The sequence below is a fragment of the Streptomyces bungoensis genome (assembly GCF_001514215.1).
Lineage (GTDB): Bacteria > Actinomycetota > Actinomycetes > Streptomycetales > Streptomycetaceae > Streptomyces > Streptomyces bungoensis.
Genome location: NZ_KQ948859.1, coordinates 111,148 through 136,120, shown reverse-complemented (window position 1 = coordinate 136,120; position 24,973 = coordinate 111,148). Strand labels below are relative to the sequence as shown.

General features: G+C 73.9%; 20 protein-coding genes and 1 tRNA gene. 11 read left to right on the top strand and 10 right to left on the bottom strand.

The window, feature by feature from the left end; genetic code table 11:
* Positions 1-119: 119 nt before the first annotated feature.
* Genes AQJ66_RS19655 through AQJ66_RS19640 form a run of 4 tightly spaced genes read right to left on the bottom strand, consistent with a single transcriptional unit; the run spans position 120 to position 5,095 of the window.
* A complete protein-coding gene (locus AQJ66_RS19655) occupies positions 120-1,457 on the bottom strand; it encodes an AAA domain-containing protein (RefSeq protein ID WP_061923657.1) in 1,338 nt (445 codons plus the stop codon).
* A complete protein-coding gene (locus tag AQJ66_RS19650; protein ID WP_061923652.1) occupies positions 1,454-3,052 on the bottom strand; it encodes a hypothetical protein in 1,599 nt (532 codons plus the stop codon). Before AQJ66_RS19650 ends, AQJ66_RS19655 begins: the two co-directional genes overlap by 4 nt.
* On the bottom strand, positions 3,043-4,245 hold the full coding sequence (locus AQJ66_RS19645; RefSeq protein WP_079060290.1) for a hypothetical protein: 1,203 nt from the start codon (positions 4,243-4,245) through the stop codon (positions 3,043-3,045). Before AQJ66_RS19645 ends, AQJ66_RS19650 begins: the two co-directional genes overlap by 10 nt.
* Positions 4,166-5,095, bottom strand: coding sequence for a phosphatase PAP2 family protein (locus AQJ66_RS19640; protein WP_061923650.1), 930 nt, complete (start codon positions 5,093-5,095; stop codon positions 4,166-4,168). Before AQJ66_RS19640 ends, AQJ66_RS19645 begins: the two co-directional genes overlap by 80 nt.
* Positions 5,096-5,308: 213 nt before the next feature.
* Here AQJ66_RS19640 and AQJ66_RS19635 point away from each other — a divergent pair, with 213 nt between their 5' ends.
* Positions 5,309-5,905: a histidine phosphatase family protein gene (locus AQJ66_RS19635; protein ID WP_061923647.1), complete on the top strand. Its 597-nt coding sequence runs from the start codon at positions 5,309-5,311 to the stop codon at positions 5,903-5,905.
* A 186-nt stretch (positions 5,906-6,091) separates the two neighbouring features.
* Here AQJ66_RS19635 and AQJ66_RS19630 read toward each other — a convergent pair whose 3' ends face one another.
* On the bottom strand, positions 6,092-7,585 hold the full coding sequence (locus AQJ66_RS19630; RefSeq protein WP_061923644.1) for an NsdA family TPR-like regulatory protein: 1,494 nt from the start codon (positions 7,583-7,585) through the stop codon (positions 6,092-6,094).
* Between the two features lie 261 nt (positions 7,586-7,846).
* On the opposite strand from AQJ66_RS19630, the gene AQJ66_RS19625 reads away from it, so the two are divergent.
* Together AQJ66_RS19625 and AQJ66_RS19620 are read left to right on the top strand one after the other, a co-directional pair.
* The gene (locus tag AQJ66_RS19625) at positions 7,847-8,281 is read left to right on the top strand and encodes a hypothetical protein (protein WP_061923642.1); all 435 of its coding nucleotides are present in this window, start codon (positions 7,847-7,849) and stop codon (positions 8,279-8,281) included.
* Positions 8,282-8,315: 34 nt separating this feature from the next.
* Positions 8,316-9,182, top strand: coding sequence for a spermidine synthase (locus tag AQJ66_RS19620; RefSeq protein WP_061923639.1), 867 nt, complete (start codon positions 8,316-8,318; stop codon positions 9,180-9,182).
* Positions 9,183-9,224: 42 nt separating this feature from the next.
* Here AQJ66_RS19620 and AQJ66_RS19615 read toward each other — a convergent pair whose 3' ends face one another.
* Entirely contained in the window at positions 9,225-9,728 is a 504-nt protein-coding gene (locus tag AQJ66_RS19615) for a hypothetical protein (protein WP_061923636.1), read from the bottom strand.
* 98 nt (positions 9,729-9,826) lie between these two features.
* On the opposite strand from AQJ66_RS19615, the gene AQJ66_RS19610 reads away from it, so the two are divergent.
* The 3 genes from AQJ66_RS19610 (at position 9,827) to AQJ66_RS19600 (ending at position 13,516) form a co-directional block, all read left to right on the top strand.
* Positions 9,827-10,546: a response regulator transcription factor gene (locus tag AQJ66_RS19610; RefSeq protein ID WP_061923634.1), complete on the top strand. Its 720-nt coding sequence runs from the start codon at positions 9,827-9,829 to the stop codon at positions 10,544-10,546.
* Positions 10,543-11,946: a sensor histidine kinase gene (locus AQJ66_RS19605; protein WP_061923632.1), complete on the top strand. Its 1,404-nt coding sequence runs from the start codon at positions 10,543-10,545 to the stop codon at positions 11,944-11,946. The genes AQJ66_RS19610 and AQJ66_RS19605 overlap by 4 nt, the downstream gene beginning before the upstream one ends.
* Before the next feature lie 109 nt (positions 11,947-12,055).
* Positions 12,056-13,516 (top strand): glycoside hydrolase family 18 protein, encoded by a 1,461-nt coding sequence (locus tag AQJ66_RS19600; RefSeq protein WP_061923629.1) that lies wholly within the window; start codon positions 12,056-12,058, stop codon positions 13,514-13,516.
* Between the two features lie 97 nt (positions 13,517-13,613).
* Here AQJ66_RS19600 and AQJ66_RS19595 read toward each other — a convergent pair whose 3' ends face one another.
* The gene (locus tag AQJ66_RS19595; RefSeq protein WP_061923626.1) at positions 13,614-15,044 is read right to left on the bottom strand and encodes a GH1 family beta-glucosidase; all 1,431 of its coding nucleotides are present in this window, start codon (positions 15,042-15,044) and stop codon (positions 13,614-13,616) included.
* A 713-nt stretch (positions 15,045-15,757) separates the two neighbouring features.
* On the opposite strand from AQJ66_RS19595, the gene AQJ66_RS19590 reads away from it, so the two are divergent.
* The 5 genes from AQJ66_RS19590 to AQJ66_RS19570 all read left to right on the top strand — a co-directional run bounded on the left by AQJ66_RS19590 (position 15,758) and on the right by AQJ66_RS19570 (position 22,337).
* Positions 15,758-17,074, top strand: a complete 1,317-nt coding sequence (locus tag AQJ66_RS19590) for an ABC transporter substrate-binding protein (protein WP_061923624.1) — start codon at positions 15,758-15,760, stop codon at positions 17,072-17,074.
* 366 nt (positions 17,075-17,440) lie between these two features.
* Positions 17,441-18,433 (top strand): carbohydrate ABC transporter permease, encoded by a 993-nt coding sequence (locus AQJ66_RS19585; protein WP_061923621.1) that lies wholly within the window; start codon positions 17,441-17,443, stop codon positions 18,431-18,433.
* Positions 18,434-18,447: 14 nt separating this feature from the next.
* A complete protein-coding gene (locus AQJ66_RS19580) occupies positions 18,448-19,368 on the top strand; it encodes a carbohydrate ABC transporter permease (RefSeq protein ID WP_061923619.1) in 921 nt (306 codons plus the stop codon).
* Positions 19,369-19,641: 273 nt separating this feature from the next.
* Positions 19,642-21,099 carry a GH1 family beta-glucosidase gene (locus AQJ66_RS19575; RefSeq protein ID WP_061923616.1) on the top strand — a complete coding sequence of 486 codons (1,458 nt, stop codon included), beginning with the start codon at positions 19,642-19,644 and terminating at the stop codon, positions 21,097-21,099.
* Between the two features lie 182 nt (positions 21,100-21,281).
* Entirely contained in the window at positions 21,282-22,337 is a 1,056-nt protein-coding gene (locus tag AQJ66_RS19570; RefSeq protein ID WP_061923614.1) for a LacI family DNA-binding transcriptional regulator, read from the top strand.
* Positions 22,338-22,423: 86 nt separating this feature from the next.
* Here AQJ66_RS19570 and AQJ66_RS19565 read toward each other — a convergent pair.
* From AQJ66_RS19565 to AQJ66_RS19555, 3 genes are all read right to left on the bottom strand, one after another.
* Positions 22,424-22,496 (bottom strand) — tRNA-His (locus tag AQJ66_RS19565).
* Between the two features lie 129 nt (positions 22,497-22,625).
* Positions 22,626-23,228 (bottom strand): oligoribonuclease, encoded by a 603-nt coding sequence (gene orn, locus AQJ66_RS19560; protein ID WP_061923611.1) that lies wholly within the window; start codon positions 23,226-23,228, stop codon positions 22,626-22,628.
* Between the two features lie 162 nt (positions 23,229-23,390).
* On the bottom strand, positions 23,391-24,608 hold the full coding sequence (locus tag AQJ66_RS19555; protein ID WP_061923608.1) for a helix-turn-helix domain-containing protein: 1,218 nt from the start codon (positions 24,606-24,608) through the stop codon (positions 23,391-23,393).
* Positions 24,609-24,973: the final 365 nt, after the last annotated feature.

The following is a 24,973-nucleotide window of genomic DNA, read 5'->3' as shown; positions in this document are numbered from 1 at the left end:
GTCTCCATCTCCTCCTCGTACGGTCCGATCGGCGCCGCCTCGGGGCGGGCCACCGTCCATTGTCCCGCGCCCGTGCAAGGGGGTCTCGGCCCCGCCGGTTCGGCGGCGCGGGGTGGCGGTCACGGCTGCCAGCCGACCCGGTGCTGGGCCAGGTGGGCGAGGATCGCGTGGTTCGCCTCCCACCCGTCCGGGAACTTCACCAGGGTCCCCAGCTGGACCGGTTCGGTGGACGGGTAGTCGTCCAGGAGGTCGCCGACGCCCGCCCGGCAGACGACGATGCAGGCGTGGCGGTGGCGGGAGGCCAGGACGCACAGGCGGCCGGTCTCCAGGTGGAAGGCGGTGGCGTCGGGGCGCCCGGACAGTGGGTGCAGGACCACCGTGACGTCGTACTCGCGGCCCTGGAGCCGGTTCGCGGTGTCCACGGTGACGTCCGTCACGCCGCGTTCGGCCAGGGCGGCGCGGACGGCCGCCGCCTGGTCCCGGTGGGCCGTGCCCACGGCGATGCGGCCCGCGGTCAGCGGCGCGGGCTCCGGCGCCCGCTCGGAGACCGCCGCGCCCGACCGGTCCAGCAGACGGCGTACGACGGCCGCGACCGCCCGCACCGCCTCCGGGTCGGTGCGCGGGGTGTGCCGGGCCGGCAGCTCCAGCAGACCCCAGCCGGACGCCGCCGCCTCGTCGATCACCCGGTCCGGGCCGGAGCCGTCGGAGGGGACCGCGAAGGTCAGGCGGCGGTCGTCGTGGTCCGTGCCGCTGCGGAACGGGGTGTACGGGTAGAAGGCGTCCGAGACCAGGGGAGCCGCCGTGGCGGGCAGGCGCCAGGACACCGGGAGGCGGTGCTGGGGCAGGTCCGGGTTGTGCGCCAGCAGCGTCGTCACCGCCGACGCCGACGGGTCGTACGTCAGGCCCGCCCACTGCTCGCTGCCCACGATCGCGAACGGGTCCAGCTGGCCCGGGTCGCCCACGAACAGCGCCCGCTCGAACAGGCCGGCCACCGCCAGGAGCGCGTCCGAGCGCATCTGGTACGCCTCGTCGACGATCGCGTGCCGCCACGGCTCGTCCGCCTTGACGTGGGCCCACTTCGCGGCGGTGGACAGCACCACCGGCAGCCCGTTCAGGTCGCCCGCCTTCGCCGACGTGCGCACGTTGTCCAGCGCGTCCAGCGCCTTGTCGTAGGCGTCGGCGTCGCTGCTGTGCAGCCGGCCGACGGGCAGGTCCGGGGCCTTCTCGGCGAGCCGCAGGACCAGGTCGTCGACCTGCGCGTTGGTCTGCGCGACCACCATCAGGGGCCGTCCGGCACCGGCCAGCTCCAGCGCCGCGCGGACCACGAGCGTCGACTTGCCCGCCCCGGGCGGGGAGTCCACGACGACACCGCGGTGCGTGCCGTGCAGCGTGTCGCGCAGGATCGCGTCCGTCGCACGGGCGGCCGCCGCCCCCGGGTCGAAGCCGGCGGTCGTCACAGCACGTCCTCCTCGGTCACGGCGTCGGGCGCCTCCGGCGCGGCCTCGCCCGGCGGGCCGCCGTGCGTCCACGGGGTCTCCTCCGGGTCGGGCAGCTTCGCGCCGCCGCGCTGCTCGTGCTCGAAGAGGGTGAAGCAGACCGCGTCGCCCTTCTCCGGCACCGACCCGGGCTCCGGCTCCCTGCCCCGGCCCATCTTGTCCAGGATCCGCAGCACGAGCAGGCCCTCCTCCGGGGCGCCCTCGTACCCGGCGAACTCCGCCGCCTGCGGCCTGCCGCCCAGCGAGCGGTACACCTTCGCGCGCTCCGCCAGGTGCGGCCGGTCCTCCGTGCGGACCGTCACCAGCGGGCGCGGGCTGGGCCGCCTGCCCTCGCCGTACGCCATGACGGCATCGGTGACCTCGCCCGCGAACGCCTCTCCGGCCAGCCGCCGCCCGGCCATCACCAGCGGGTCGTCCAGCGCCTCCTGCGCCTCCAGGCGCGCCTGCTCGCGCTCGCGCGTGGCCAGCTTGTTCGCCGCCGTCACCGCGTCGTCCCGGCGCGGCTGCGGCGGCTCGCCGGCCAGCACCCGGTCGCGGTGCCCGGTGAACGACCAGCGGTCCCGGGTCCACCGCTCCTCGACGTGCGCGCCCTCCGGGAGCGTCCGCAGCAGGTCCAGGCCCCGCCAGACCGCGTCCCAGGTGGGCCGGGTGCGGCTCTCCACCAGATCGCGGATCTCCCGCTCGGCGGCGCTGAGCCGGGCCAGCCGGTCGTCGGCCTCCAGGGCGTCCTCGGCGGCGGCGAGGGCGGTGCGCGCCCGGTCGTAGCGCTCGATGGCGGGGGCCAGCAGCCTGTTGTCGAACGCCGGGTCGGTGGCCGGGCCGGCCGGCGGGCACAGCAACTGGCCGTCGGCGTCACGGGCGAGCTCGGCCCGCTCGGCGGCCTCGGCGCCGGTGCTGCCCTCCGGCGGATCGATCCAGGCGAGCAGGGCGCCCAGGTGCTGGTCCTCCAGGCCGGACTGGCCGGTCGCCCAGTGCCGGGACAGCACCTCGGTGAGCGCCAGCAGCAGGGACGAGCCGGGCACGCGGGCCCGCTCGCCGTAGTGGGTGAGCCAGCGGCCGAGCAGCGGCACCCGCGGCGGCGCCGGGTAGGGGGTGTCCGGGTCCTGCTCGGCGGTGCGGCGAAAGCGCATGGAGCGGCCGAGCAGCCGGACGAGGTCCAGGCCCGCGCGGCTGGGCACGATCAGCTGGGGCGCGTCCGTGCACAGCTCGACCTCGACCTTGACGCGCTTGCCGGTCTCCGGGTCGGTCTCGGTGCGCTCGGCCGCCTCGACCGACTCCGCGCAGGAGTCCAGGTACGGCAGGACGACGTCGGCCAGTTCGGCGAGGAACGCGAACCTGAGGTCCCGGTCGCGGGGCTGCGGCACCACCAGCAGGCGCGGCGCGTCCCGGTCGGTGCCCACCAGCGCGCCGAGCGGGGCGCCCGCCTCACCGGCGGTGGTGAGCGGCACGAACACCAGCGGGCGCTGCGACAGGTGCCGGTGGCGGACGGTCGCGATGGGCCGGGCCCGGCCGGTGGCGACGGCCTCGAGCCGGGCCAGGGTGACGATCAGCGACACGCGGCCACCTCCGCGGCGGCGGGGTGCCCGGCCGCGCGCAGGGCCTCCGCGCGCAGTGCGGCCGCGCGGCGCAGGGCCGCGACGGCCGGGTCGGCGGGGTCGCCGGCCTCGCCGCGGGCCGCCGCGAGGACCTCCTCGACCGTGGTCAGGCCGCCGAGCTCGGCGCGCAGGGGGCGGCCGAGGCGGGTGACGGCGCCGGCCTCCCGGGAGCGTTCCCGGCAGTGGAAGGCCAGTTCGCAGGCGGACAGGCACTCCGGCGCGTAGGTCGCCGGGACCGCCTCCACGGCCGCCGTCAGCTCCTCGGCCGGCCGGTCCGGGGCGAAGCAGGTGCCCTCCGGGAGGCTGCCGGCGATCTCCTCCACACGGGTGAGCCGGGCCAGCTGGCGGGCGGTGACCGCGCGCTGCTTGCGGACGTCCACGGCGGAGGCGGTGGGCAGGTTGGAGAAGTCCTTCGGGCACACCAGCAGCACCCGGTGCCGCACCCGCGGGGCGGGGTCGAGCCGGGCGGCCACGGACTCCAGGGCCAGCACGTACACCGCCGCCTGCCGGGCGGCCGCGCCCACCTTCGCCGGGTCGGCCGAGCCGTCCAGCATCGGGAAGGACTTGATCTCCACGACCGTCCAGCTGCCGTCCGGGTGCACCACGACCGCGTCCGGTTCCAGGAACGCGACGGAGCCCGCCACGTCCAGCGCCAGCATCGGGTGGTCCAGCAGCGTCCAGCCGCCCGCGTCCACCGCCTCGCGCAGCGCCAGCGCCGTGCGCGCCGTACGCCCCTCGGGGCCGAGCGCGGACAGGTCGGGCAGCGCGGCCCCGGCGGGCGGCTCGGCACCCGGGTCGAGCCGGGCGTGGACCAGCCGCAGCAGCTCCGCGCCGCCGTCCGCCTTCACCTTCGCCTCGAACGCGTTGCCGCGGGTCAGCGCGAACTGCGACTGGCCGAAACCGGACGGCGCGCCCAGCGCGCTCGCGAGCGCCGCCTTGTCCACCCCGGCGCCGTCCAGGATCGCCCGTCTGCGGCACCCGGGGTTGGCGGCGAGCGCCGCGAGGGCGCGCGCGTCCAGGGCCTTGGCCGGTACGTCCGGGCCGCGCAGCTCAGCGAGCCGCTGCCGGAGCCCCTCAGTCCGCGTCCGCGGCGGAGGCGTCCGGTCCGGCTGCGGACGCGAGCTGCGACTCGCGCTGCCGTGGAATTCGCTCACCCGCGGAAGTCTGGCATCCGCCACTGACAATCGGGGAACCCGCGGCCGGCGGGAACGCGGGAACGGCCGTGTCCCGGGAGGCGATCCGGGCCCGGAGCAGGTCCGAACCGCGCGTCACCCACGGCGCGAGCAGCAGGCCCACGCCCATCGTGGCGACGCCCGCGACCGCGTCCAGCAGGTAGTGGTTGGCGGTGCCCATGACCACCAGCGCGGTCAGCAGCGGGTAGGCCACGCCGAGCACCTTCGTCAGCCGGGTGCCGCCGTACCGCCACAGCATGAGCCCGCACCACAGCGCCCAGCCCACGTGCAGGCTCGGCATGGCCGCGTACTGGTTGGTCATGCCGCCCATGCCGCGCGGCGCGCTGGCCTCGGCGCCCCACCAGCCGTACGAGCTGTAGTGGGCCATCGTGTCCACGAAGCCGTGCTCCCCGGACAGCAGCCGGGGCGGGCAGGTGGGCAGCAGGATGAAACCGATCAGGCCGATGAACGTGGAGGTCATCAGCCAGGTGCGCGCCGCGCGGTACAGCTCGGCGCGGGTCCGGAACAGCCAGACGAGGACCGCCGGCGTGACCACGTAGTGCAGCGAGGCGTACCAGAAGTCGGCCGGCACGCCGAGCCACGGCTCGCGCGTGAACAGCCGGTTGAGCGGCTGCTCGGCGTTGAGGTGCAGCACCTGCTCGATGCGCAGGAGGGCCAGGCCGTGGTCGACGGCACCCGAGACGTCCCCGCGCGCGACGAGGCGGCCGGCCGTGTAGCAGGCGTAGATCAGCAGGATGAGCGGCAGCTCGGTCCACCACCGCAGACGGATGCGCGGGATCACCTCGGTGCCCGGTGTCTCGGTCTGCGGCATCCGATCGCCCTCCCCCTTCTGCTGGGTGCGCCCCCGGCGGGCGCCGTGCCACTTTACGGCGTCCGTTCCCCGGCCCCGCGGGCGCTTCAGCCCTCAAAGACGCCGCTACCGCCCGGCGGGTTGCCCCTCTCGGTGGTGAGCGATGATGAAGGGACCTCGACCTCGTACTTCTCCCCGGCGTCGCACGGCGCCCCGCTCCCGGAAGGGTCTCCCATGGCACCGCGCATCCTGCTGGCCCGGCACGGACAGACGCAGTGGTCGCTGTCCGGCAAGCACACCGGCAGGACCGACGTCCCGCTCCTGGAGGAGGGGCGCCGGGGGGCCAAGCTGCTCGGCGAGCGCCTGCACCGCGCTCCGCTGGACGGGCTGCCGGGGGCGGAGGTGCGCACCAGTCCGCTGGCCCGCGCGCGGGAGACGTGCGAACTCGCCGGGTTCGCGGAGCGCGCGGCCGTCTGGGACACCCTCGTGGAATGGGACTACGGCGCCTACGAGGGGATGACCCCCGCCGAGATCCAGGCCGTGCGGCCGGGGTGGCTGATCTGGCGGGACGGCGTCCCCGGCGGCGAGAGCCTCGCGGAGGTCACCGCGCGCGCGGACGAGGTCGTCTCCTGGGCCCGGTCCGCGGACCGCGACGTGCTGGTGTTCGCGCACGGGCACATCCTGCGGTCGATCGGGGCGCGCTGGCTCGGTCTGCCCCTGGACTTCGCGGCCCGCATACGCCTGAACCCGACCTCGCTGTCCGTGCTGGGCTGGGCCTACGGGGAGCCGGCGATCGAGAGCTGGAACGACGCGGGGCACCTGGCGGGCTGACCGGAGGCCCGTCGTACCGCGGGGCCGGGGCCTCTCGTTTGGATCGTGCCGGGCTCGCGGGCCCCGGCACCGTGCCTCGCCGCGTTGTCGTCGGTTGCCATGGCTCCGCCATGGCGCCCTCCTCCGCCTTGCGATCCACGGCACCGGACCCCGCTCCCTGATCCGGCCTGATCCAAACGAAAGACCCTAGACCCGCCCCGCCCGGGGCAGTGACGCGTGCCGGTCCAGGAACTCGGAGACCCCGGAGGCGCGCCGGTGCGGCAGGAGCACCCGGGCCGTACCCGCCAGCATCGTCTGGATGCGGGAGGACTGGACCTGGTCCAGCAGGTCCAGGACGCGCATCGCCGCCTGGGCCGCCTCGTCGGGGCGGCCTCCGCGCGCGAGGTCGTCGGCCAGTTCGGCGGTGTACAGCGCGATGTTGCGGGTGAAGTGCGGGTCCTGCAGTTCGGCCGCCCGGCGGGCGTGCCGGGCCGCGCGCCGCCAGTCGCCCAGGGTGGACCAGCACTGCGCCTCCAGCCCCTCCAGCTCGGCCTCGCCGTAGAACGTCATCCACTCGGGGTCGGCGTCCGAGTGGCCCCGCGCGAAGAAGGTCTGCGCCCGCACCAGCGCCTGCTCGCACCCGGCCCGGTCGGCGAGCCCCGCCCAGCCGCCCGCCTCGCGCAGCGCGAGCAGGGACATCAGGCGGGGGGAGCCGAGCTGGCGGGCCATCCGCTGGGCGGCCTGCGCCGCGCGGACCGCCTCGCGGGGGCGGCCGGCGTCGCGCGCGAGGAAGGCGGTGTTGCAGAAGGCGTGCGCCTCGAGCCCCGCGTCCCCGGTCATCCGGGCCGTGGCCAGGGCCTCCGCGTAGTGCGAGCGGGCATCGTCGAAGCGGCCGGAGTCATGGGCCAGCCAGCCGACGGAGATGGCGAGTTCGCCGGCGCCCGAGTGCAGCCGGTCGGCGGTCGTCTGCCGGGTCGCGCCGGCGTCCAGCAGCGCGTAGGCGGCGCGCAGGGGTGCGGCCGCACGCCGGTACAGGCCGTCCGCGCCGTGCCGGTCGTCGAGCAGCCGGATGCGGCGGACGGCCTCCTCGAGGGCGGCCGCCTCGGGCGTCCCGGCGCGGCGCGGGGGCCGGGCCGCCGCCGCGGCGTCGGTGGCGAGCGCCAGCGGGCCCAGCGTGGCGGCGGCCACCGTGGCGCCGGAGCCGGTCATGAATGCGCGACGCAGCACGTCGCTCTCCTCGTGGTTCAGATGGTCGTTCGGGTACGGCTCGTGCGAGCCGTACGGGTCCAGCGGGTCGTACGGGCGGTCCTGCGGGTCGGGCAGGCCGTCCTGCGTGTCATACGGCTCGTACGCCCCCGGGGTCTCACCCGCGGCGAGCGCCCGGGGGCCGTCCCCGGCGGCCCGCGCCGCGCGTCCGCGGACGGACGAGCGGGACGCGAAGCCGAGGTCGGTGAGCGTCCGACCGGGGAACATGTGCAGGAACACCCGTTCGTAGGCGTAGTTCGGGCAGCGGATCTCACCTGCCTCCACCCTGCCGACGTAACGCGCGTCACAGCTCACCCGCTCGCCGATCTCCCGCGCGGCCCGCCGCACCAGTGCCGCGAACTCGGCCGGTGAGCGCCGGCCGCGCAACTGCCGGAAGGCGAGGTTGGGCCGTGCCGGCCGTTCGGGCTGTGACGAGGTCTCGCTTGACGACGCCATGGCCGGGTCCTCTCGTGCGAACCGTCGAACCATGCCGGATCCGGGGTGGATTCGGGCTGAGTTGTCCTGGGACACCCTGGTTCCGGCGAGCAAGAACGTACCGGTTGTGCCGGACTCGCCACGCTGTGTTTGGCTACAAACCGGATATCTCATCCACGATCTGCCATGAACTGCCATCCTTTGCGGCGCACTTGCGCCGTAGCCGTTGACGCCCTCGCGCGTTGGACCCCGTGGACTGCAACAGGCGCGGTGGAGGCCGGCATGGAGACCAGTCAGAGCAACGATCCCTGTACGCCGCCGGCGTCGTCATGGGCGCCGTCGGCGACGGGGAGGGCGACGACGGCGGGGGACGCGGTGTGCGACCTCGTGACGGTGCCGGCCCGGCAGGGGCTGGAGGCGGTCGACATCCTGCGCCGCGGCACGGGCGAGGCGGTCGGGCCCGTGCTGCACGACGACGGCGGCGACACCCTGGGCTTCCTGGTCCCGGCGGGCACGGCCGCCTGCTGGGACGTGCCCGGCAGCACCTGCACCGAGACGAACGGGCAGGGCCTCCGACTCACCCCCGAGCCGCCGGTGGAGGGCTCGGACTGGCTGGTGCCGCCCGGCGAGGCCGACCTCGCGACCGACCCGGCGGTCCTGCGCCGGGCCCTCGGCGAGGCGGCCCGGATGATCGAGGCCGCCGACAGCTGCCGGTGACACGGCCGCCCGGAGCGCCTGCGAAGATGGACCGATGGGCAGGTCCAGGAACAACCGGCGCGGACCGGCCGCCGAAGCCGTGGTGGAAGCGGTCGACGGCGGACTCGCAGAACTCGTACCCGACCCGGACCGCGCCCGGGCCTGGACGCTGCTGATCGACGGCGCGCCCCAGTCGCACGTCGACCTGGACGACCCGGCGTACCTCTCGTTCGAGTACCAGCGCCGCCTCGGCCACGTCATCGACCTCGCCGCGCCGCCCGGGAAGCCCGTGCAGGCCGTGCATCTCGGCGGCGGCGCCTTCACCCTCGCCCGGTACGTCGCCGCCACCCGCCCCCGCTCCACCCAGCAGGTCGTCGAACGGGACGCCGCCCTCGTCCGGCTGGTGCGCCGCGCACTGCCCCTGGACCCCGGCGCCCGGATCAGGGTGCGGTCGGTGGACGCGCGCGAGGGCCTGGCCAAGGTGCCGGACGGCTGGGCCGACCTGATAGTCGCCGACGTCTTCAGCGGCGCGCGCACCCCCGCCCACCTGACCTCCACCGAGTTCCTCGACGAGGTCCGCCGGGCCCTGAAGCCCTCCGGCGTCTACGCCGCCAACGTCGCCGACGGCCCGCCGCTCGCCCATCTGCGCGGCCAGATCGCCACCGCGGCCGCCCGCTTCCCGGAGCTCGCGCTGATCGCCGACCCGGCCGTGCTGCGCGGCAGACGCTTCGGCAACGCCGTCCTGGCCGCCTCCGCGCTGCCGCTGCCCCTCGCCGAACTCACCCGCCGCGCCGCCTGCGACCCGCACCCCGCCCGGGTCGAACACGGCCGGCAGCTGACCGACTTCACCGGCGGCGCCGCCCCCGTGACGGACGAGGCGGCGGTCGCCTCCCCGGCCCCGCCTCCGTCGGTCTTCGACTGAGCCCGGACGGCCGGGCCGGGCCGGCCGTCCGGCGCCGCCCGCTCAGTACGTGCCCACGTCCACGTGCGGCGGGCCGTCGTGCCAGGTGCAGAACACCGAGACCCGGTCCGCGGCCCGGCTGAACTCCACCCGGATCCACGTCTGCGTCTTCCATACCTGCATCGACCAGCCGGTCCCCGGGGTCGCCGAGACCAGCGTCGCGTCGGCGGGCCCCAGGTCGAACACCGCCCGGCCGCCGTCGGTGTCGTAGGCCTTGACCCGACCGGAACCGGTGGGGGACGCGGAGGGGCCGCGGGCGGGCGTCCGGGACGGGGCCGGACCGGCCGCCGAGCCGGCGGCGGGGCTCTTCGACGGGGCGGGCCGGGCGGTCGCGGGAGCCGGCGGCTCCGGGCGCTGTGCGGTGGTGCCGGCGGCCGTGACCGGCAGGGCGCGGGGCGGGTCGTACGCCGTCCCGGCCATGACCGTGTGCACACCCCACCACGACAGCGTGACCGCCGCTCCCGTCGCGAGCAGCCACGCCAGTACGTGTACGAGTCCTCTGCGCATCGCCGGCCATACTGCCCCAGGGGGACGGCCGTTCGCACGTGTCCGGAGTTGTCCACAGGCCCGAACCGGCATCCGCCGCATGGCGTACGGTGCGGCGCATGGCAAGTGTGCTCGTGGTCGAGGACGACCAGTTCGTACGCTCGGCGCTCATCCGGCACCTGACCGACGCCTCGCACACCGTGCGCAGCGTCGGTACGGCACTGGAGGCGCTGCGCGAGGTCGCCCATCTCCGGTTCGACCTCGTCATCCTGGACCTCGGGCTGCCCGACCTGGACGGCTCCGAGGCGCTGAAGATGCTGCGCGGCATCACCGACGTGCCCGTCATCATCGCCACCGCCCGGGACGACGAGACGGAGATCGTCCGGCTGCTGAACGCCGGGGCGGACGACTACCTGACCAAGCCGTTCTCCGTCGAGCACCTGTCGGCGCGGATCGCGGCCGTGCTGCGCCGGGCCCGCGCCGGCGGGACGGAGGCCCCGGCCCCGCCCGTCCTGCGGGTCGGCGGGCTGACCGTCGACCCCCTGCGCCGCCAGGCCGAACTCGACGGCGCCCGGCTGGACCTGACCCGCCGCGAGTTCGACCTGCTCGCGTTCCTCGCAGGGCGCCCCGGTGTGGTCGTGCCCCGCCGGGAACTGCTCGCCGAGGTCTGGCAGCAGTCCTACGGCGACGACCAGACCATCGACGTCCATCTGTCCTGGCTGCGGCGGAAGCTGGGGGAGACCGCGGCCCGGCCGCGCTATCTGCACACGCTCAGGGGCGTCGGCGTGAAGCTGGAGCCGCCCGCGACCGGTGACGGGGAAGGGGAGCCGCCGCGATGAGATGGGCCCTGGTCAAGGTGTGCCTGGCGGTGACCACGATGGTCGTGGTCGCCTTCGCGGTGCCGCTCGGGCTCGTCGTCAAGGAGATGGCGCGCGACCGGGCCTTCTCGAACGCCGAACGGGAGGCCGCCGCGGTGGCGCCCGCCCTGTCCATCACCACCGACCGGGACAAGCTTGAGCGCGTCGTGGCCGCCGCCGGCGCCGACTCCGGCATGGCCGTGCACCTGCCCGCCGGCGGCGGCCGGGCCGCGCTCGACCTCGGCCGGCAGCGCGCCGCCGACGACGACATCGAGGCCGTGCGGAAGCTGGGCCGCGCCTCCACCACCTCGGTGGCGGGCGGATCGACGCTGCTGCAGCCGGTGGCGCTCGGCACGGGCGCGATAGCCGTCGTCGAGGTGTACGTCCCCGAGGCCGAGGTGACCAACGGCGTCGGCACGGCCTGGGCGGTGCTCGCGGCCGTCGGCCTCGCGCTGATCGTCGGCTCCGTCGCGGTCGCCGACCGGCTCGGGGTGCGCATGGTGCGGCCCGCGCAGCGGCTGGTCGAGGGCGCCCACGAGCTGGGCGAGGGCCGGCTCGGCGCCCGGGTCCCGGAGGAGGGCCCGAACGAACTGCGGCTCGCCGCGGTCGCGTTCAACTCGATGGCCGACCAGGTCGTCCAACTGCTGGCCAACGAGCGGGAACTGGCGGCCGACCTGTCGCACCGGCTGCGTACCCCGCTGACCGTGCTGCGGCTGAACGCCGCCTCCCTCGGCGCCGGACCGGCCGCCGAGCAGACCCGGTCGGCCGTCGCCCAGCTGGAGGACGAGGTCGACGCCATCATCCGCACGGCCCGGGAGGCCAAGCCGCAGACCGCGGCCGCCGGACCCGGCGCCGGCTGCGACGCGGCCGAAGTGGTCCGCGAGCGCATGGAGTTCTGGTCGGCGCTGGCCGAGGACGAGGGCCGCAAGTGGCGGGTGGCCGGGGTCGAGCGCCCGGTGCGCACACCCGTGGCCCGCGCCGACCTGGCCGCCGCCCTCGACGCACTGCTCGGCAACGTCTTCCGGCACACCGCCGAGGGCACCGCCTTCGCGGTCGACGTGCACAACGGCGAGGACGCGGTGATCGTGCTGGTCTCCGACGCGGGCCCCGGCATACCCGACCCCGAGGCGGCGATGGCCCGCGGCCGCGGCTCCGGGAACACCGGCTCCACCGGTCTCGGCCTGGACATCGTGCGCCGGCTCGCCGAGTCCACCGGCGGCGACGTCCGCATCGGCTCCTCCGTGCTGGGCGGGACCGAGGTGCGGATCTGGTTCCAGCTGGACGGCCGGAAGGCGGCGGGCCGCGGTCACCGGGGGACCACCCGAAGACGCCGGACGGGCAAATTGGTCTCTACCTTTAACCGTCCCCGATCCCTTCCTTAAGCGCGGCCTAAGAACCTCACCCCCCGTCCGCATCAGGCCGTTTGTCCGATTCCATGCCGCTAGCGTGCTGCCGCACCTCACCCCCCTGACGAACGAAGGCAGGACGCGCATGAGCACGCACCGGCGCAGGATCAGTGGCAGGAACAAGGCGATCGGTGGCCTGGTGGCCGCGGCCGTGGTCGGCGGCGGCGCGCTCGTGCTGACCGGCACCGCCAACGCCGCCGGTGTGAACGCCGCGTACACGAGGACCAGTGCCTGGTCGACCGGGTACACCGCCCAGTACGTCGTCACCAACAACAGCGGTGCCACCGAGAAGACCTGGACCCTGGAGTTCGACCTGCCGGCCGGTGCCAAGGTCAGCTCGCTGTGGAACGGCGAGTCGAGCACCAGCGGGCAGCACGTCACCGTCAAGCCCGCCCAGTGGGACACCGCCGGGCTCGCCCCCGGCAAGTCGGCCACCGTCGGCTTCGTCGTGAGCGGCAGCGGCGACCCGACGGGCTGCCGCATCGACGGCCAGCAGTGTTCCGCGGACGGCGGACCCACCCCCGAGCCGAGCGGCCGCCCGACCCAGTCGCCCACGCCCAGCCCGTCCCCGAGCAGGAGCGCGACCCCGAGCCAGAGCCCGGCGCCCACCCCGACCCCCACGCCCGGCCAGAGCTCCGGCACCGGCACCACCGCCTCGGCCGGCTTCGCGCCCTACGTCGACACCTCCCTCTACCCGGCCTTCGACCTCCTCGCCGCGGCCGACGCGACCGGTGTGAAGAACTACAACCTCGCCTTCGTCACCGACGGCGGCGGCTGCACCCCCAAGTGGGGCGGTGTCACGGACCTCACCGGCGACGGCGTGGCCGCGCAGATAGGCTCCCTGCGCGCCAAGGGCGGTGACGTCCGGGTCTCCTTCGGCGGCGCCTCCGGCTCCGAGCTGGCCACCACCTGCTCCTCCGCGGACGCGCTGGCGGCGGCGTACGGCAAGGCGGTCGACGCCTTCAAGCTCACCAAGGTCGACTTCGACGTCGAGGGCGGCGCGCTGCCCGACACCGCGGCCAACACCCGCCGCGCGCAGGCCGTCGCCGAGCTCCAGCAGCAGCACCCGGGCCTGGACGTCTCCTTCACCCTCCCGGTGATGCCCGAGGGACTCACCCAGGACGGCGTGAACCTGCTGGCCGACGCCAAGTCCAACGGCGTGAGGATCGGCGCGGTCAACATCATGGCGATGGACTACGGCCCCGCCTACAGCGGCGACATGGGCACCTACGCCGAGCAGGCCGCCACCGCCACCCAGGCCCAGGTCAAGAGCGTGCTGGGGCTGTCCGACTCCGCCGCCTGGAAGACCGTCGCGGTCACCCCGATGATCGGCGTCAACGACGTCTCCTCCGAGGTGTTCAAGGTCGACGACGCCACCCAGCTGGTGGACTTCGCCCGGTCCAAGGGCCTCGGCGGGCTCTCCATGTGGTCCGCGACCCGCGACAAGGCGTGCGCCGGCGGCACCAAGCCCACCGCCGACGCCACCTGCAGCTCGATCGCCCAGGACCCGAACGCCTTCTCGAAGGCGTTCGGCGCCTTCAAGTGACGCCTGGGAAGACACCGGGCGCGGCCCGCCCCCACAACGGGCCGCGCCCGGGCCGGTGGACGCGGCCCTCCCCTATGACGGGTCGCGTCCCGGCCGGTCAGGCGGCCGGCTCCACCGACGGCAGCGCCCCGGTCCGCGCCGCCTGGCCGTACCACCGGGCGCTGGACTTGGGGGTGCGCTCCAGCGTCGTGTAGTCCACGTACACCGCCCCGAACCGCTTGCCGTAGCCGTAGGCCCACTCGAAGTTGTCCAGCAGGGACCACAGGTAGTAGCCGCGGACGTCGGCGCCGTCGGCGAGGGCCCGGCGCACCGCCGAGAGGTGGCCGTGCAGATAGGCGATGCGCTCCGGGTCGTGCACCCGGCCGTCGGGGCCGGGCTTGTCGTCGTAGGCCGCGCCGTTCTCGGTGATGTACAGCGGCAGCCCGGGCGCCTCGCGCGTGTAGCGCATGATCAGGTCGTACAGACCCGTCGGGTCGATCGTCCAGCCCATCTCCGTGCGCTCGCCCGGGGTCTGGTGGAACAGCACGTCGTCGGCGCCCGGCCAGGGAGAGTGCTCGCCGCCGCCGTGGCCGTCGGCCCGCGGGCCGACGGACCCGCCGGCGGCCGCCGAGACCAGGGCCGGCGTGTAGTAGTTGAGGCCCAGCGCGTCCAGCGGCGCGTGACTCGCGCGCTCGTCGCCGTCCCGGACGAACGACCAGTCGGTGACGGACGCCGTCGCCGGGAACAGCGACTCGGGGTACGCGCCGTGCAGCATCGGCCCGTGGAAGACCCCGTTGGCCAGGTCGTCGATCCGGCCGGCCGCCGCCAGGTCGGCGGGGTCCGGCGTCAGGGGCCGCACGACCGAGGAGTTGAGGCTGACGGCGATCCGGTTGCCGGCGGGCATCGCCGAGCGGAGCGCGGCCGCGCCCAGGCCGTGCGCCAGGTTGAGGTGGTGGGCGGCGCGCAGCGCGGCCGCGGGGTCGGTGCGGCCGGGGGCGTGGACGCCGGAGCCGTAGCCCAGGAAGGCGCTGCACCAGGGCTCGTTGAGGGTGGTCCAGTTCTCCACCCGGTCGCCCAGCGCCTCACCGACGATCCCCGCGTACTCGGCGAACCGCGGCGCGGTGTCCCGCTCGGGCCAGCCGCCCGCGTCCTCCAGCTCCTGCGGCAGGTCCCAGTGGTAGAGGGTGAGCGCCGGCCTGATGCCCTGGGCGAGCAGCTCGTCCACCAGGCGCCGGTAGAAGTCCAGGCCCTTCTGGACCGCCGGCCCCCGGCCGGTCGGCTGCACCCGGGACCAGGAGACGGAGAAGCGGTAGGCGTTCAGGCCCAGCTCCGCCATCAGCGCCACGTCGTCGCGGTAGCGGTGGTAGTGGTCGACAGCGGTGTCACCGGTCTCGCCGCCGGCCGTCTTGCCCGGCGTGTGGCTGAAAGTGTCCCAGATCGAAGGGGTGCGGCCGTCCTCCCGCACGGCCCCCTCGATCTGGTACGCGGAGGTCGCGGCGCCCCAGAGGAAGGCGGGAGGGAAGCTCTCGGTCAACGCGTCATCGGGCATGGAATCGCTCCCACGAGTCGGGTGCGCCCATTATGCATGGGAGCGCTCCCACGGCAAAGTGCCTGGCGGCAAGGGGAACGACGCTCACCCACATCCGGCCGGAGCGCCCGCCGGGAGGCCGTCCCCCTCTCTCGGCGGCCGGTGGACGCCGGCCCGGCGGCGGGCCGGGGTGCCGGGCCGCGGGACGGTCGCCGGACGACCGCCCGCCGCGACGCACCGTTCACCTTCCGGCGTCCCCTCGGGGCGTGCGGGATTCCGGCCCGGAAAACGCCCCCGGCGCCCCGGCGTCCGGGGCAACAGCCGGACCCCCGGCGGCAGTTACGTCGATGACCTGCGGGGATCCGGGAGAATGCCGGCTGATGTCCGGCCGGTGACGCCCCGCGGTGTGACACATTCCCGTGACGTGCGGAACACGCTTGCGCAACAACGCCGTTTTCAAGTCTTGACAGCGCGCCCGGCAGGAACCAGTCTTCCGGCATGCCGCGTGGGAGCGGTCCCACGGTTGGTCGGGGGGCTCACTCCCGTGTGGAGCGAACCACCCCAAGGCCCTTCCCTCTGTCGTCACTGCACCCCGATGACCAGCACCTTTTCCACCGCACGCCGCGTGTTGTGGGCTGGCCGCTGCTCGCACCGAGAGGGCAGGTCCGGATTGCCGGAGCACCGGCAGTCTGATTCCTGAGATCCCGTTCCCCACTGGAACAAGGAGTAGTGGAATGCGCATCACCCGTACCGGCGGTCGTGGCCTCAGAGCGGCGGCCCTGACCACATCGGTCCTGACCGCCTCGGCACTGCTGCTGACCGGCTGCAGCGACGACAGCGACTCGAGCACCTCGGACGCGAACGGGAACATCACTCTCACGGTGGCCGACTTCGGGCAGTTCGGCTACAAGGAAGCCGATCTGTTCGCTAAGTACCACAAGCTGCACCCGAAGATCACGGTCAAGGAAGAGACGACCGCCAACGAGCAGGACTACTACCCCAAGCTCCTTCAGCAGCTGAACACGGGCAGCGGCCTCGCGGACGTCACCGGCATCGAGGTGGGCCGCATCAAGGAGGTCGTCGACACGCAGGCGGCCAAGTTCGCCGACCTGAGCAAGACGATCAACGTGGGCGACTGGGTCTCCTGGAAGGAGAAGCAGGCCACCGCCAAGGACGGCACGGTCATAGGCGCCGGTACCGACATCGGCCCGATGTCGCTCTGCTACCGCAAGGACCTGTTCCAGAAGGCCGGCCTGCCCACCGACCGCGAGGCCGTCGCCAAGGCCGTCGCGGGCGGCTGGGAGGACTACCTCAAGCTCGGCGAGCAGTACAAGAAGAAGGCGCCCGCCGGCACCTACTTCATGGACTCCGCGAGCGCCATGTACAACGCGGTGGTCAGCTCCAGCTCGAAGCAGTACTACGACGCCGACGGCAAGGCGATCTACAAGGACAGCCCCTCCGTGCAGCAGGGCTGGAACCTGGCCGCCGAGGCCGCGTCGAAGAAGCTGACCCAGGGCCTGCCGCAGTTCACCGACGCCTGGACGGCGGCCCTGCGCAAGGGCAGCGTGGCCACCGTGGCCTGCCCCGCCTGGATGGCCGGTCAGATCTCCACCAACTCCGGTGACGCCTACAAGGGCAAGTGGGACATCAGCCGGGCCCCCGGCTCGACCGCGGCCAACTGGGGCGGCTCCTTCCTGGCCGTGCCCAAGGGCGGCAAGCACGTCAAGGAGGCCACCGACCTCGTCAAGTGGCTGACCGCCCCGGAGCAGCAGGCCGCCGTGTTCAAGGCGATCGGTGTCTTCCCCTCGAACAAGGGCGCCTACGAGCTCGCCGACGTGAAGAACGCGAAGCTGCCCTACTTCAGCGACGCGCCGATCGGCCAGATCTACGCCGACGAGGCCAAGTCCATCCCCGAGACGGTGCTCGGCCCGAAGGACGCCACGATCAAGGACTCGATCTCCAACCAGATCAACAACATGGAGAAGCGGGGCACCAAGCCCGCCGACGCGTGGAAGGCCGCGACCGACGCGATCGACAAGGTGATCGGCTGACACCCGACGGTGCGGGCGGCCCGACCGGCCGCCCGCACCGCGCCGTGGCGCGCGGGGCCGCGCGGCGGCTCCCGCCACCGGCGGGGGCCGCCCGCACTCCGCACCCGGGAGCGGTGGCCGGCCGCCGGTCCCGCTCCGCGGCGTCCGGCGCCGGTTCCCGCCGTACGGCCACCCGCTCCCGTACCCCGCGTACGGGGGCCGGTGCCCGTGAGGCGGGAACGGGCGCCGGACGCCACGCGCCGTGTCCCCGGGCCGGTGACCCAAGGCCGGTGAACGCCCGCCCGGCCACCCGGTTCCGTCCGGGCGGTGGGACGCCGACGTCCCCCGCCCCGTAACCGGCCGAAAACCCCAGGAAGGAACTTCCCCGTGGCAACGACAACTCCCACACGGGGTGCCCCCGCCCCGCGCGCCGGCGGCGCGGGTGCCGCGCCGAACGGACGCGGCACCTGGCGGACCCGGCTGTGGCGCCTCGACGACATCGCCTCCCCGTACGCGTACATCGCCCCGTTCTTCCTCGTCTTCGGTGCCTTCGGGCTCTACCCGCTCCTCTACACCGGCTGGATCGCCCTGCACCGGGTGGAGATGACGAGCCTCAGCCAGTCGGACTGGGTCGGCTTCGACAACTTCGCCAAGATCCTCCAGGACTCGGAGTTCTGGACGGCGGTCACGAACACCTTCCTGATCGGCGTCATCTCGACCGTCCCGCAGCTGCTCGTCGCCCTGGGCCTCGCCCACCTGCTCAACTACAAGCTGCGCGCCAGTACCTTCTGGCGGACGGTGATCCTCACCCCGTACGCCACCTCGGTGGCGACCGCCGCCCTGGTCTTCGCCCTGGTGTTCCGGGCCGACGGCGGCATCCTCAACTGGGTGCTCCACTTCGTCGGCATCGGCAACACCGACTGGGCCAACGGGGAGTGGACCTCCAAGATCGCCATCTCGGTCATCATCATCTGGCGCTGGACCGGCTACAACGCGCTGATCTACCTGGCGGCCATGCAGGCCGTGCCCAGCGACCTGTACGAGGCGGCCTCCATCGACGGCGCGACCCGCTGGCAGCAGTTCCGCAAGGTGACCATCCCCTCGCTGCGGCCGACGATCCTGTTCACCATCGTCATCTCGACGATCGGGTCCATGCAGCTCTTCGGCGAGCCGCTGCTGCTGCAGGGCGGCACGCTCGGCTCCACGGGCGGCACCGACCACCAGTACGAGACCCTCAGCATCTACCTCTTCAACTACGGCTGGAAGCTGGGACACCTCGGCCCCGCCGCCGCCGTGGCATGGGCCATGCTCGTCCTGCTGCTGCTCATCGCCCTGATCAACTGGATCGTCGGCCGGTTCGTGCGCAAGAGCGCGGCCTGACGGGAGCGATATCGATGACCACGACCAGCCCCACCAAGACCGCGCCCGGCTTCGACCCGGCGCCGCCGGTCGCCGGCCCGGCCAGGAGCCGCACCCGTCTCAAGCTCGGTGCCGGGCAGCAGCTCAAGGGCGGCCCCTTCACCTACGCCGCCCTGATCGTCGTCGGCCTGGGCTCCCTCTTCCCGCTGTACTGGACGCTGGTGGCCGCCTCGCACGACCAGCAGCGGGTCCTCGACAGCCCGCCGCCGCTCCTCCCGGGCGGCCGGCTGTGGACCAACCTCCAGACCGCCTGGGACCAGGCCCACCTGGGCAAAGCCATCGTCAACAGCGTCATCGTGGCGGGCTGCATCACCGCGGCCACCCTGTTCTTCTGCACCCTCGCCGGCTACGCCTTCGCCAAGATGCGCTTCCGCGGCCGGGGCGCGCTGATGACCGCGGTCATCGCCACCCTGACGATCCCGCCGCAGCTCAGCGTGGTCCCGCTGTTCATGATGATGTCCGACATCGGGTGGGGCGGGAAGCTGGAGTCGGTGATCTTCCCGACCCTGGTGGGCGCCTTCGGTGTCTTCTTCATGCGCCAGTACCTGCTGGAGGCCCTGCCCTACGAGCTCATCGAGGCGGCCAAGGTGGACGGCGCGACCAACATCCGCATCGTGTGGAACGTGGTCCTGCCCGCGGCCCGCCCCGCGATGATGGTGCTCGGCATGCTCACCTTCGTCCAGGCGTGGAACGACTTCTTCTGGCCCTTCCTCGCCCTGAACCAGGAGAACCCCACCCTCCAGGTGGCGCTCGGGCAGCTCAGCGCCTCCTACACCCCCGACCAGAGCATCGTCATGGCCGGCGCGCTGATCAGCACCCTGCCGCTGCTGCTCGTCTTCGTGATCTTCGGCAAGCAGATCGTCGGAGGCATCATGGCGGGCGCCGTCAAGGGCTGACACCGGGCGCCCGCGCCCCGCTCGGGGGAGCCGCGCGGGGCCGGTCCGCCCGGCCCCGCGCCCCGGCCCTCTCGTGCCGGCCGGGCCGGACGCGCACGTCCGGCCCGGCCCGGATCCGCACCGGAGACCGGGCCCCGCCCGCCGCCCTACGGCCCGCCCGACGCGCGGGCCGCGTCCGGCCGGGCGCCCGCGTGCGCGGGCCCGCCCGGTGCCGGCCCCCAGCAGGACCCTTTCCGATCTTTCCCCTCACGCCACTTTGGGAGCGTTCTCACGATGACCGCCGTACGTACCGAGACCACTGCCCAGTCGGCCTCGGACACCTCTTTCCCGCCCGGCTTCGTCTGGGGGGCCGCCACCGCCGCGTACCAGGTGGAGGGTGCCGCCGCCGAGGACGGCCGCACCCCGTCCATCTGGGACACCTTCAGCCACACCCCCGGGAAGGTCCGCAACGGCGACACCGGTGACATCGCCGCCGACCACTACCACCGCTACCGCGACGACGTGGCGCTGATGAAGGACCTCGGCCTCAAGGCCTACCGGTTCTCCGTCTCCTGGTCCCGGGTGCAGCCCACCGGCCGGGGCCCCGCCGTGGAGCGCGGCCTGGACTTCTATCGCAGGCTCACCGACGAGCTGCTGGAGGCGGGCATCGCCCCCGTCGTCACCCTCTACCACTGGGACCTGCCGCAGGAGCTGGAGGACGCGGGCGGCTGGCCGCACCGCGACACCGCGCACCGCTTCACGGACTACGCCGAGATCATGGCGCGGGCCCTCGGGGACCGGGTCGGCGTGTGGACCACCCTCAACGAGCCCTGGTGCTCGGCGTTCCTGGGCTACGGCTCCGGCGTGCACGCCCCGGGGCGCACCGACCCGGCCGCCACCCTGCGCGCCGCGCACCACCTGAACCTGGCCCACGGGCAGGCGGTCGGGGCGCTGCGGGAGATCCTGCCGTCGACCGCGCAGACCTCCATCACCCTCAACCTGCACCAGGTGCGCCCGCTCACCGGCAGCGCCGCCGACGCGGAGGCCGCCCGCCGCATCGACGCGGTCGGCAACCGGATCTTCACCGGCCCGATCCTGGACGGGGCCTACCCCGAGGACCTGATCGCCGACACCGCGCACCTCGTCGACTGGGCGGAGCTGGTGCACGACGGCGACCTGGCCAAGATCTCCCGCCCGATCGACGTGCTCGGCGTCAACTACTACTCGCCGACCGTGGTCTCCGCGGCCGCCGACGGCGATGCCAGCACCCGCAACGACGGGCACGGCGCGAGCGACCACTCGCCGTGGACGGGCGCCGGCGACGTCGCCTTCCACCTCGCGAACAACGATGTCACCGCGATGAACTGGGCCATCGACCCGAACGGACTGCACACCCTGCTGACCGACCTGGCGGCGTCGCACCCGGGGCTGGCGCTGATGGTCACCGAGAACGGTGCCGCCTTCGACGACTACGTCTCCCCCGAGGGCCGGGTGAACGACCCGCAGCGGATCGCCTACCTGCACGCCCACCTGGAGGCCGTCCGCCGGGCCGTGGCCGACGGAGCCGACGTGCGCGGCTACTTCCTGTGGTCCCTGCTGGACAACTTCGAGTGGGGCTACGGCTACTCGAAGCGCTTCGGCGCCGTCTACGTCGACTACTCCACCCAGCGCCGCATCCCCAAGGCGAGCGCCCACTGGTACGCCGACGTGATCCGCCGCAACGCCCTGCCGGCCGCCGGCGAGCAGGGCTGAGGCAGCGGGACCGGACCGCGTGGCCCGGCCGGGGGACCGGCGGGCCGCGGCGGCCCGCTCCCGGGCTCCGGGCCCGGGGAGCAGGCCCGGTCCACGGCGGACGATGCGACGATGGGGTCGGGGGAGGCCGGGCCACGGCTGTTAGATTCCTGGCCTGAGGCTGCGAACGGAAGGCGGCGACTATGGCGGTCAAGGGCGAGCGGAGCCGGGGTATTCGGCGGCCCACCCTGGAGGAGGTCGCCGCCCGGGCCGGCGTGGGCCGCGGCACGGTGTCGCGGGTGATCAACGGCTCGCCCCGGGTCAGCGACGCCACCCGCGCGGCCGTGGAGGCGGCCGTCAGCGAGCTCGGCTACGTGCCCAACACCGCCGCCCGCGCCCTGGCCGCCAACCGCACGAACGCGATCGCGCTGGTCGTGCCCGAGCCGGAGACCCGGTTCTTCTCGGAGCCGTACTTCTCCGACATGCTCAGCGGCGTCGGCGCCGAACTGTCCGACACCGAGATGCAGTTGCTGCTGATCTTCGCGGGCAGCGACCGCGAGCGGGCCCGGCTCGCCCAGTACCTGGCCGCGCACCGGGTGGACGGCGTGCTGCTGGTCTCCGTGCACGCCGACGACCCGCTGCCCGACCTGGTGGCCCAGCTGGAGATCCCGGCCGTGATCAGCGGTCCGCGCTCGGCGGCGGAGACGCTGCCCTCGGTGGACTCGGACAACTACGGCGGTGCCCGCTCGGCCGTGGAGCACCTGCTGGGCCGCGGCCGACGCACGATCGCCCACATCACCGGCCGTCTCGACGTGTACGGCGCCCAGCGCCGCGTCGACGGCTACCGCCAGGCCCTGCTCGACGCGGGGCGCTCGGCGGACGAACTCCTCATCGAGCCGGGCGACTTCACGGAGGAGGGCGGCCGCCGCGCGATGTCCCGGCTGCTGGAGCGCAGCCCCGGCCTGGACGCGGTGTTCGCCGGCTCGGACGTCATGGCGGCCGGCGCCCGGCAGGTGCTGCGCGAGGCGGGCCGCCGCATCCCCGAGGACGTGGCCCTGGTCGGCTACGACGACTCGGCCATCGCCCGCCACATGGACCCGCCCCTCACCAGCGTCCGCCAGCCGATCCAGGAGATGGGCCGCGCGATGATCGACCTCCTCCTCGAGGAGATCGCCGACCGCCGCCCCGCCGCCTCCCGGGGACCGGAGCGGCAGCAGCTGGTCCTGCCCACGGAACTGGTGCCGCGGGCGTCGTCCTGAGGGGCCCCGCCCCGCACCGGGGCGGCCCCGCCGGACACGCAAGAGGCCGGTGACCTGTCGTACAGGTCACCGGCCTCTTCACGAAGGGTGAGTGACGGGACTCGAACCCGCGGCATCCTGGACCACAACCAGGTGCTCTACCAGCTGAGCTACACCCACCATGACCGGCGGTTCGAGGAGTGGTTTCCCCGACCGGCCGAGAAGAAGTCTACAGGGTCGTGAGGGGTGCTCGCGCACAGGTTTTCGCGCGCCGCTCCGGGCGGGCCCCGGGGGGCCTGCCCGGGCGGTTCACCGTGCGGGCAGGACGTGCTTGGCGGCGATCGTCCTGGCCGTGTCGGAGTCCGGGCCGGGCTGCGGGACGAAGATGGCCTCGCGGTAGTAGCGCAGCTCGGCGATCGACTCGCGGATGTCGGCGAGGGCGCGGTGGTTGCCGTTCTTCTCCGGGCTGTTGAAGTACGCCCGCGGGTACCAGCGCCGGGCCAGCTCCTTGATGGAGGACACGTCGACGATCCGGTAGTGGAGGTAGTCCTCCAGCGTCGGCATGTCGCGCAGCAGGAAGCCGCGGTCCGTGCCGACGGAGTTGCCGCACAGGGGGGCCTTGCCGGGCTCCTTGACGTGCTCGCGGACGTAGGCGAGGACCTGCTCCTCGGCGTCGGCCAGCGTGGTTCCGCCGGGCAGCTCGGTCAGCAGCCCGGAGGCGGTGTGCATCTGACGCACCACGTCCGGCATCGTCTCCAGCGCCTGCTCCGGCGGGCGGATGACGATGTCCACCCCCTCGCCGAGCACGTTCAGCTCGGAGTCGGTGACGAGGGCGGCCACCTCGATGAGCGCGTCGTCGGACAGCGAGAGGCCGGTCATCTCGCAGTCGATCCACACCATGCGATCGTTCATGCGTCTCACCTTACGGCGACCCGACCCGGCCCGGACCGCGCGTGCGGCGACCTTGTCCGTGTGCAGGCGAAGAGACCGGCCGAAGAGACCGGCTGAAGAGACCGGAAAGGGCGGGGGAGGGGCGGAGTCGAGCTCCGCCCCTCCCCGTCGCCTCCGCGTCGCTCAGCCGGCGCCGCGCGGACCCGGCAGCAGGCCGACCGCGCCGGCCGCCTGGCGGCGGCTCTGCATCGGTACGGCGCTGTCCCGCTCCGGGTGCAGCATGGCGGGCGCCGCGCCGACCGGTACGTGACCGTGCAGTCCGGGCGGCGGGCCGGCGGGGCCGGGCTGGTGCACCGGCTCCGTCTCACCCGGCCGGTCGCCCTGCGGGCGCCGGGCCCGGTAGGCGGCCCGGTACGCCGCCGGGGACGAGCCGAGCTGGCGGCGGAAGTGCCCGCGCAGCGCGACCGGTGAACGGAAGCCGCACCGCCCCGCCACCTCGTCCACGGAGTAGTCCGACGTCTCCAGCAGCCGCTGCGCCTGCAGCACCCGCTGGGTGATCAGCCACTGCAGAGGCGCGCTGCCGGTCAGCGAGCGGAACCGGCGGTCGAACGTACGGCGGCTCATGTAGGCGCGTGCCGCCAGGGTCTCCACGTCGAACTGCTCGTGGAGGTGTTCCAGCGCCCAGGCGACGACCTCGGCGAGCGGGTCGGCGCCGATCTCCTCGGGTAAAGAGCGGTCGAGGTAGCGCTCCTGGCCGCCGCTGCGGCGCGGCGGGACCACCAGGCGCCGGGCGAGCGCGCCGGCCGCCTCGTTGCCGTGGTCCGACCGCACGATGTGGAGACAGAGATCGATGCCGGCCGCCGTGCCCGCCGACGTCAGCACGTCGCCGTCGTCGACGAACAGCTCTCTGGGATCCACGTGCACCGACGGATAGCGCTTGGCCAGCGTCGGTGCGTACATCCAGTGTGTGGTCGCCGGGCGGCCGTCCAGCAGGCCCGCCGCCGCGAGGACGAACGCGCCCGTGCACAGCCCGACGATGCGGGCCCCTTCCTCGTGCGCCCGGCGCAGCGCGTCGAGCGCCTCCTCCGGTGGCGGCGAGGTGATCGAGCGCCAGGCCGGTACGACGACCGTGCCCGCGCGTGAGATCGCCTCCAGCCCATGCGGTGCGGTGAGTTCCAGGCCCCCTGTGGTCCGCAGCGGGCCTTCCTCGCCGGCGCACACCAGCAGCCGGTAGCGCGGCACTCCGGCGTCCTGGCGGTCGATGCCGAACACCGAAAGTGGTATGGAACTCTCGAAGATGGGGCCGCCGCTGAACAGCAGCACCGCGACGATCTCCTTGCGGCGGCGCCCGGACAGTTTCCGGGCCGCGGCTTCCGGCATGGCAGTGGAGTCGTGGCTCATCCTGCTAAGCCCCCCTCGGTGGTCGCGGCTCCTCGGTTGTGTCGCTCCTGCACGTTTCCCCTCGGTCCTGCACGAGTCCCCCGCCGTAAGACAGTCAAGATCGAATCTACTGGCTCCCGCGGTCTGACGGTGGCCAGTTCGACACGCCGTAGTTTGTCGACATGACAACTTGGCGTGAAGCATTCGATCACGAAGGGTTGCACTCGTGGGCCGCGCAGGGAAGTGCGCCTTGTCGTAGTGGCCAAACCGCGTAGGGTGCGCAGGCCGGCCCGGACCCTTTCCGTGCAGGTGGAACGGGGGTTGAGGGGTGGTCGGCGCCCCCCGGAAGCGGTATCCGGAAGTTGGCTGAAAAGAAGCGCTCGGGG

What these genes read in the sequence shown, in the direction of transcription:
- AQJ66_RS19570 (WP_061923614.1), top strand. Translation starts at nt 21,282, where the DNA reads ATGGCGGTCAAGGGCGAGCGGAGCCGGGGTATTCGGCGGCCCACCCTG.
- AQJ66_RS19615 (WP_061923636.1), bottom strand. Translation starts at nt 9,728, where the DNA reads ATGCGCAGAGGACTCGTACACGTACTGGCGTGGCTGCTCGCGACGGGA.
- AQJ66_RS19575 (WP_061923616.1), top strand. Translation starts at nt 19,642, where the DNA reads ATGACCGCCGTACGTACCGAGACCACTGCCCAGTCGGCCTCGGACACC.
- AQJ66_RS19640 (WP_061923650.1), bottom strand. Translation starts at nt 5,095, where the DNA reads ATGCCGCAGACCGAGACACCGGGCACCGAGGTGATCCCGCGCATCCGT.
- AQJ66_RS19610 (WP_061923634.1), top strand. Translation starts at nt 9,827, where the DNA reads ATGGCAAGTGTGCTCGTGGTCGAGGACGACCAGTTCGTACGCTCGGCG.
- AQJ66_RS19625 (WP_061923642.1), top strand. Translation starts at nt 7,847, where the DNA reads ATGGAGACCAGTCAGAGCAACGATCCCTGTACGCCGCCGGCGTCGTCA.
- AQJ66_RS19605 (WP_061923632.1), top strand. Translation starts at nt 10,543, where the DNA reads ATGAGATGGGCCCTGGTCAAGGTGTGCCTGGCGGTGACCACGATGGTC.
- AQJ66_RS19590 (WP_061923624.1), top strand. Translation starts at nt 15,758, where the DNA reads ATGCGCATCACCCGTACCGGCGGTCGTGGCCTCAGAGCGGCGGCCCTG.
- AQJ66_RS19580 (WP_061923619.1), top strand. Translation starts at nt 18,448, where the DNA reads ATGACCACGACCAGCCCCACCAAGACCGCGCCCGGCTTCGACCCGGCG.
- AQJ66_RS19635 (WP_061923647.1), top strand. Translation starts at nt 5,309, where the DNA reads ATGGCACCGCGCATCCTGCTGGCCCGGCACGGACAGACGCAGTGGTCG.
- AQJ66_RS19555 (WP_061923608.1), bottom strand. Translation starts at nt 24,608, where the DNA reads ATGAGCCACGACTCCACTGCCATGCCGGAAGCCGCGGCCCGGAAACTG.
- AQJ66_RS19595 (WP_061923626.1), bottom strand. Translation starts at nt 15,044, where the DNA reads ATGCCCGATGACGCGTTGACCGAGAGCTTCCCTCCCGCCTTCCTCTGG.
- orn (WP_061923611.1), bottom strand. Translation starts at nt 23,228, where the DNA reads ATGAACGATCGCATGGTGTGGATCGACTGCGAGATGACCGGCCTCTCG.
- AQJ66_RS19600 (WP_061923629.1), top strand. Translation starts at nt 12,056, where the DNA reads ATGAGCACGCACCGGCGCAGGATCAGTGGCAGGAACAAGGCGATCGGT.
- AQJ66_RS19630 (WP_061923644.1), bottom strand. Translation starts at nt 7,585, where the DNA reads ATGGCGTCGTCAAGCGAGACCTCGTCACAGCCCGAACGGCCGGCACGG.
- AQJ66_RS19620 (WP_061923639.1), top strand. Translation starts at nt 8,316, where the DNA reads ATGGGCAGGTCCAGGAACAACCGGCGCGGACCGGCCGCCGAAGCCGTG.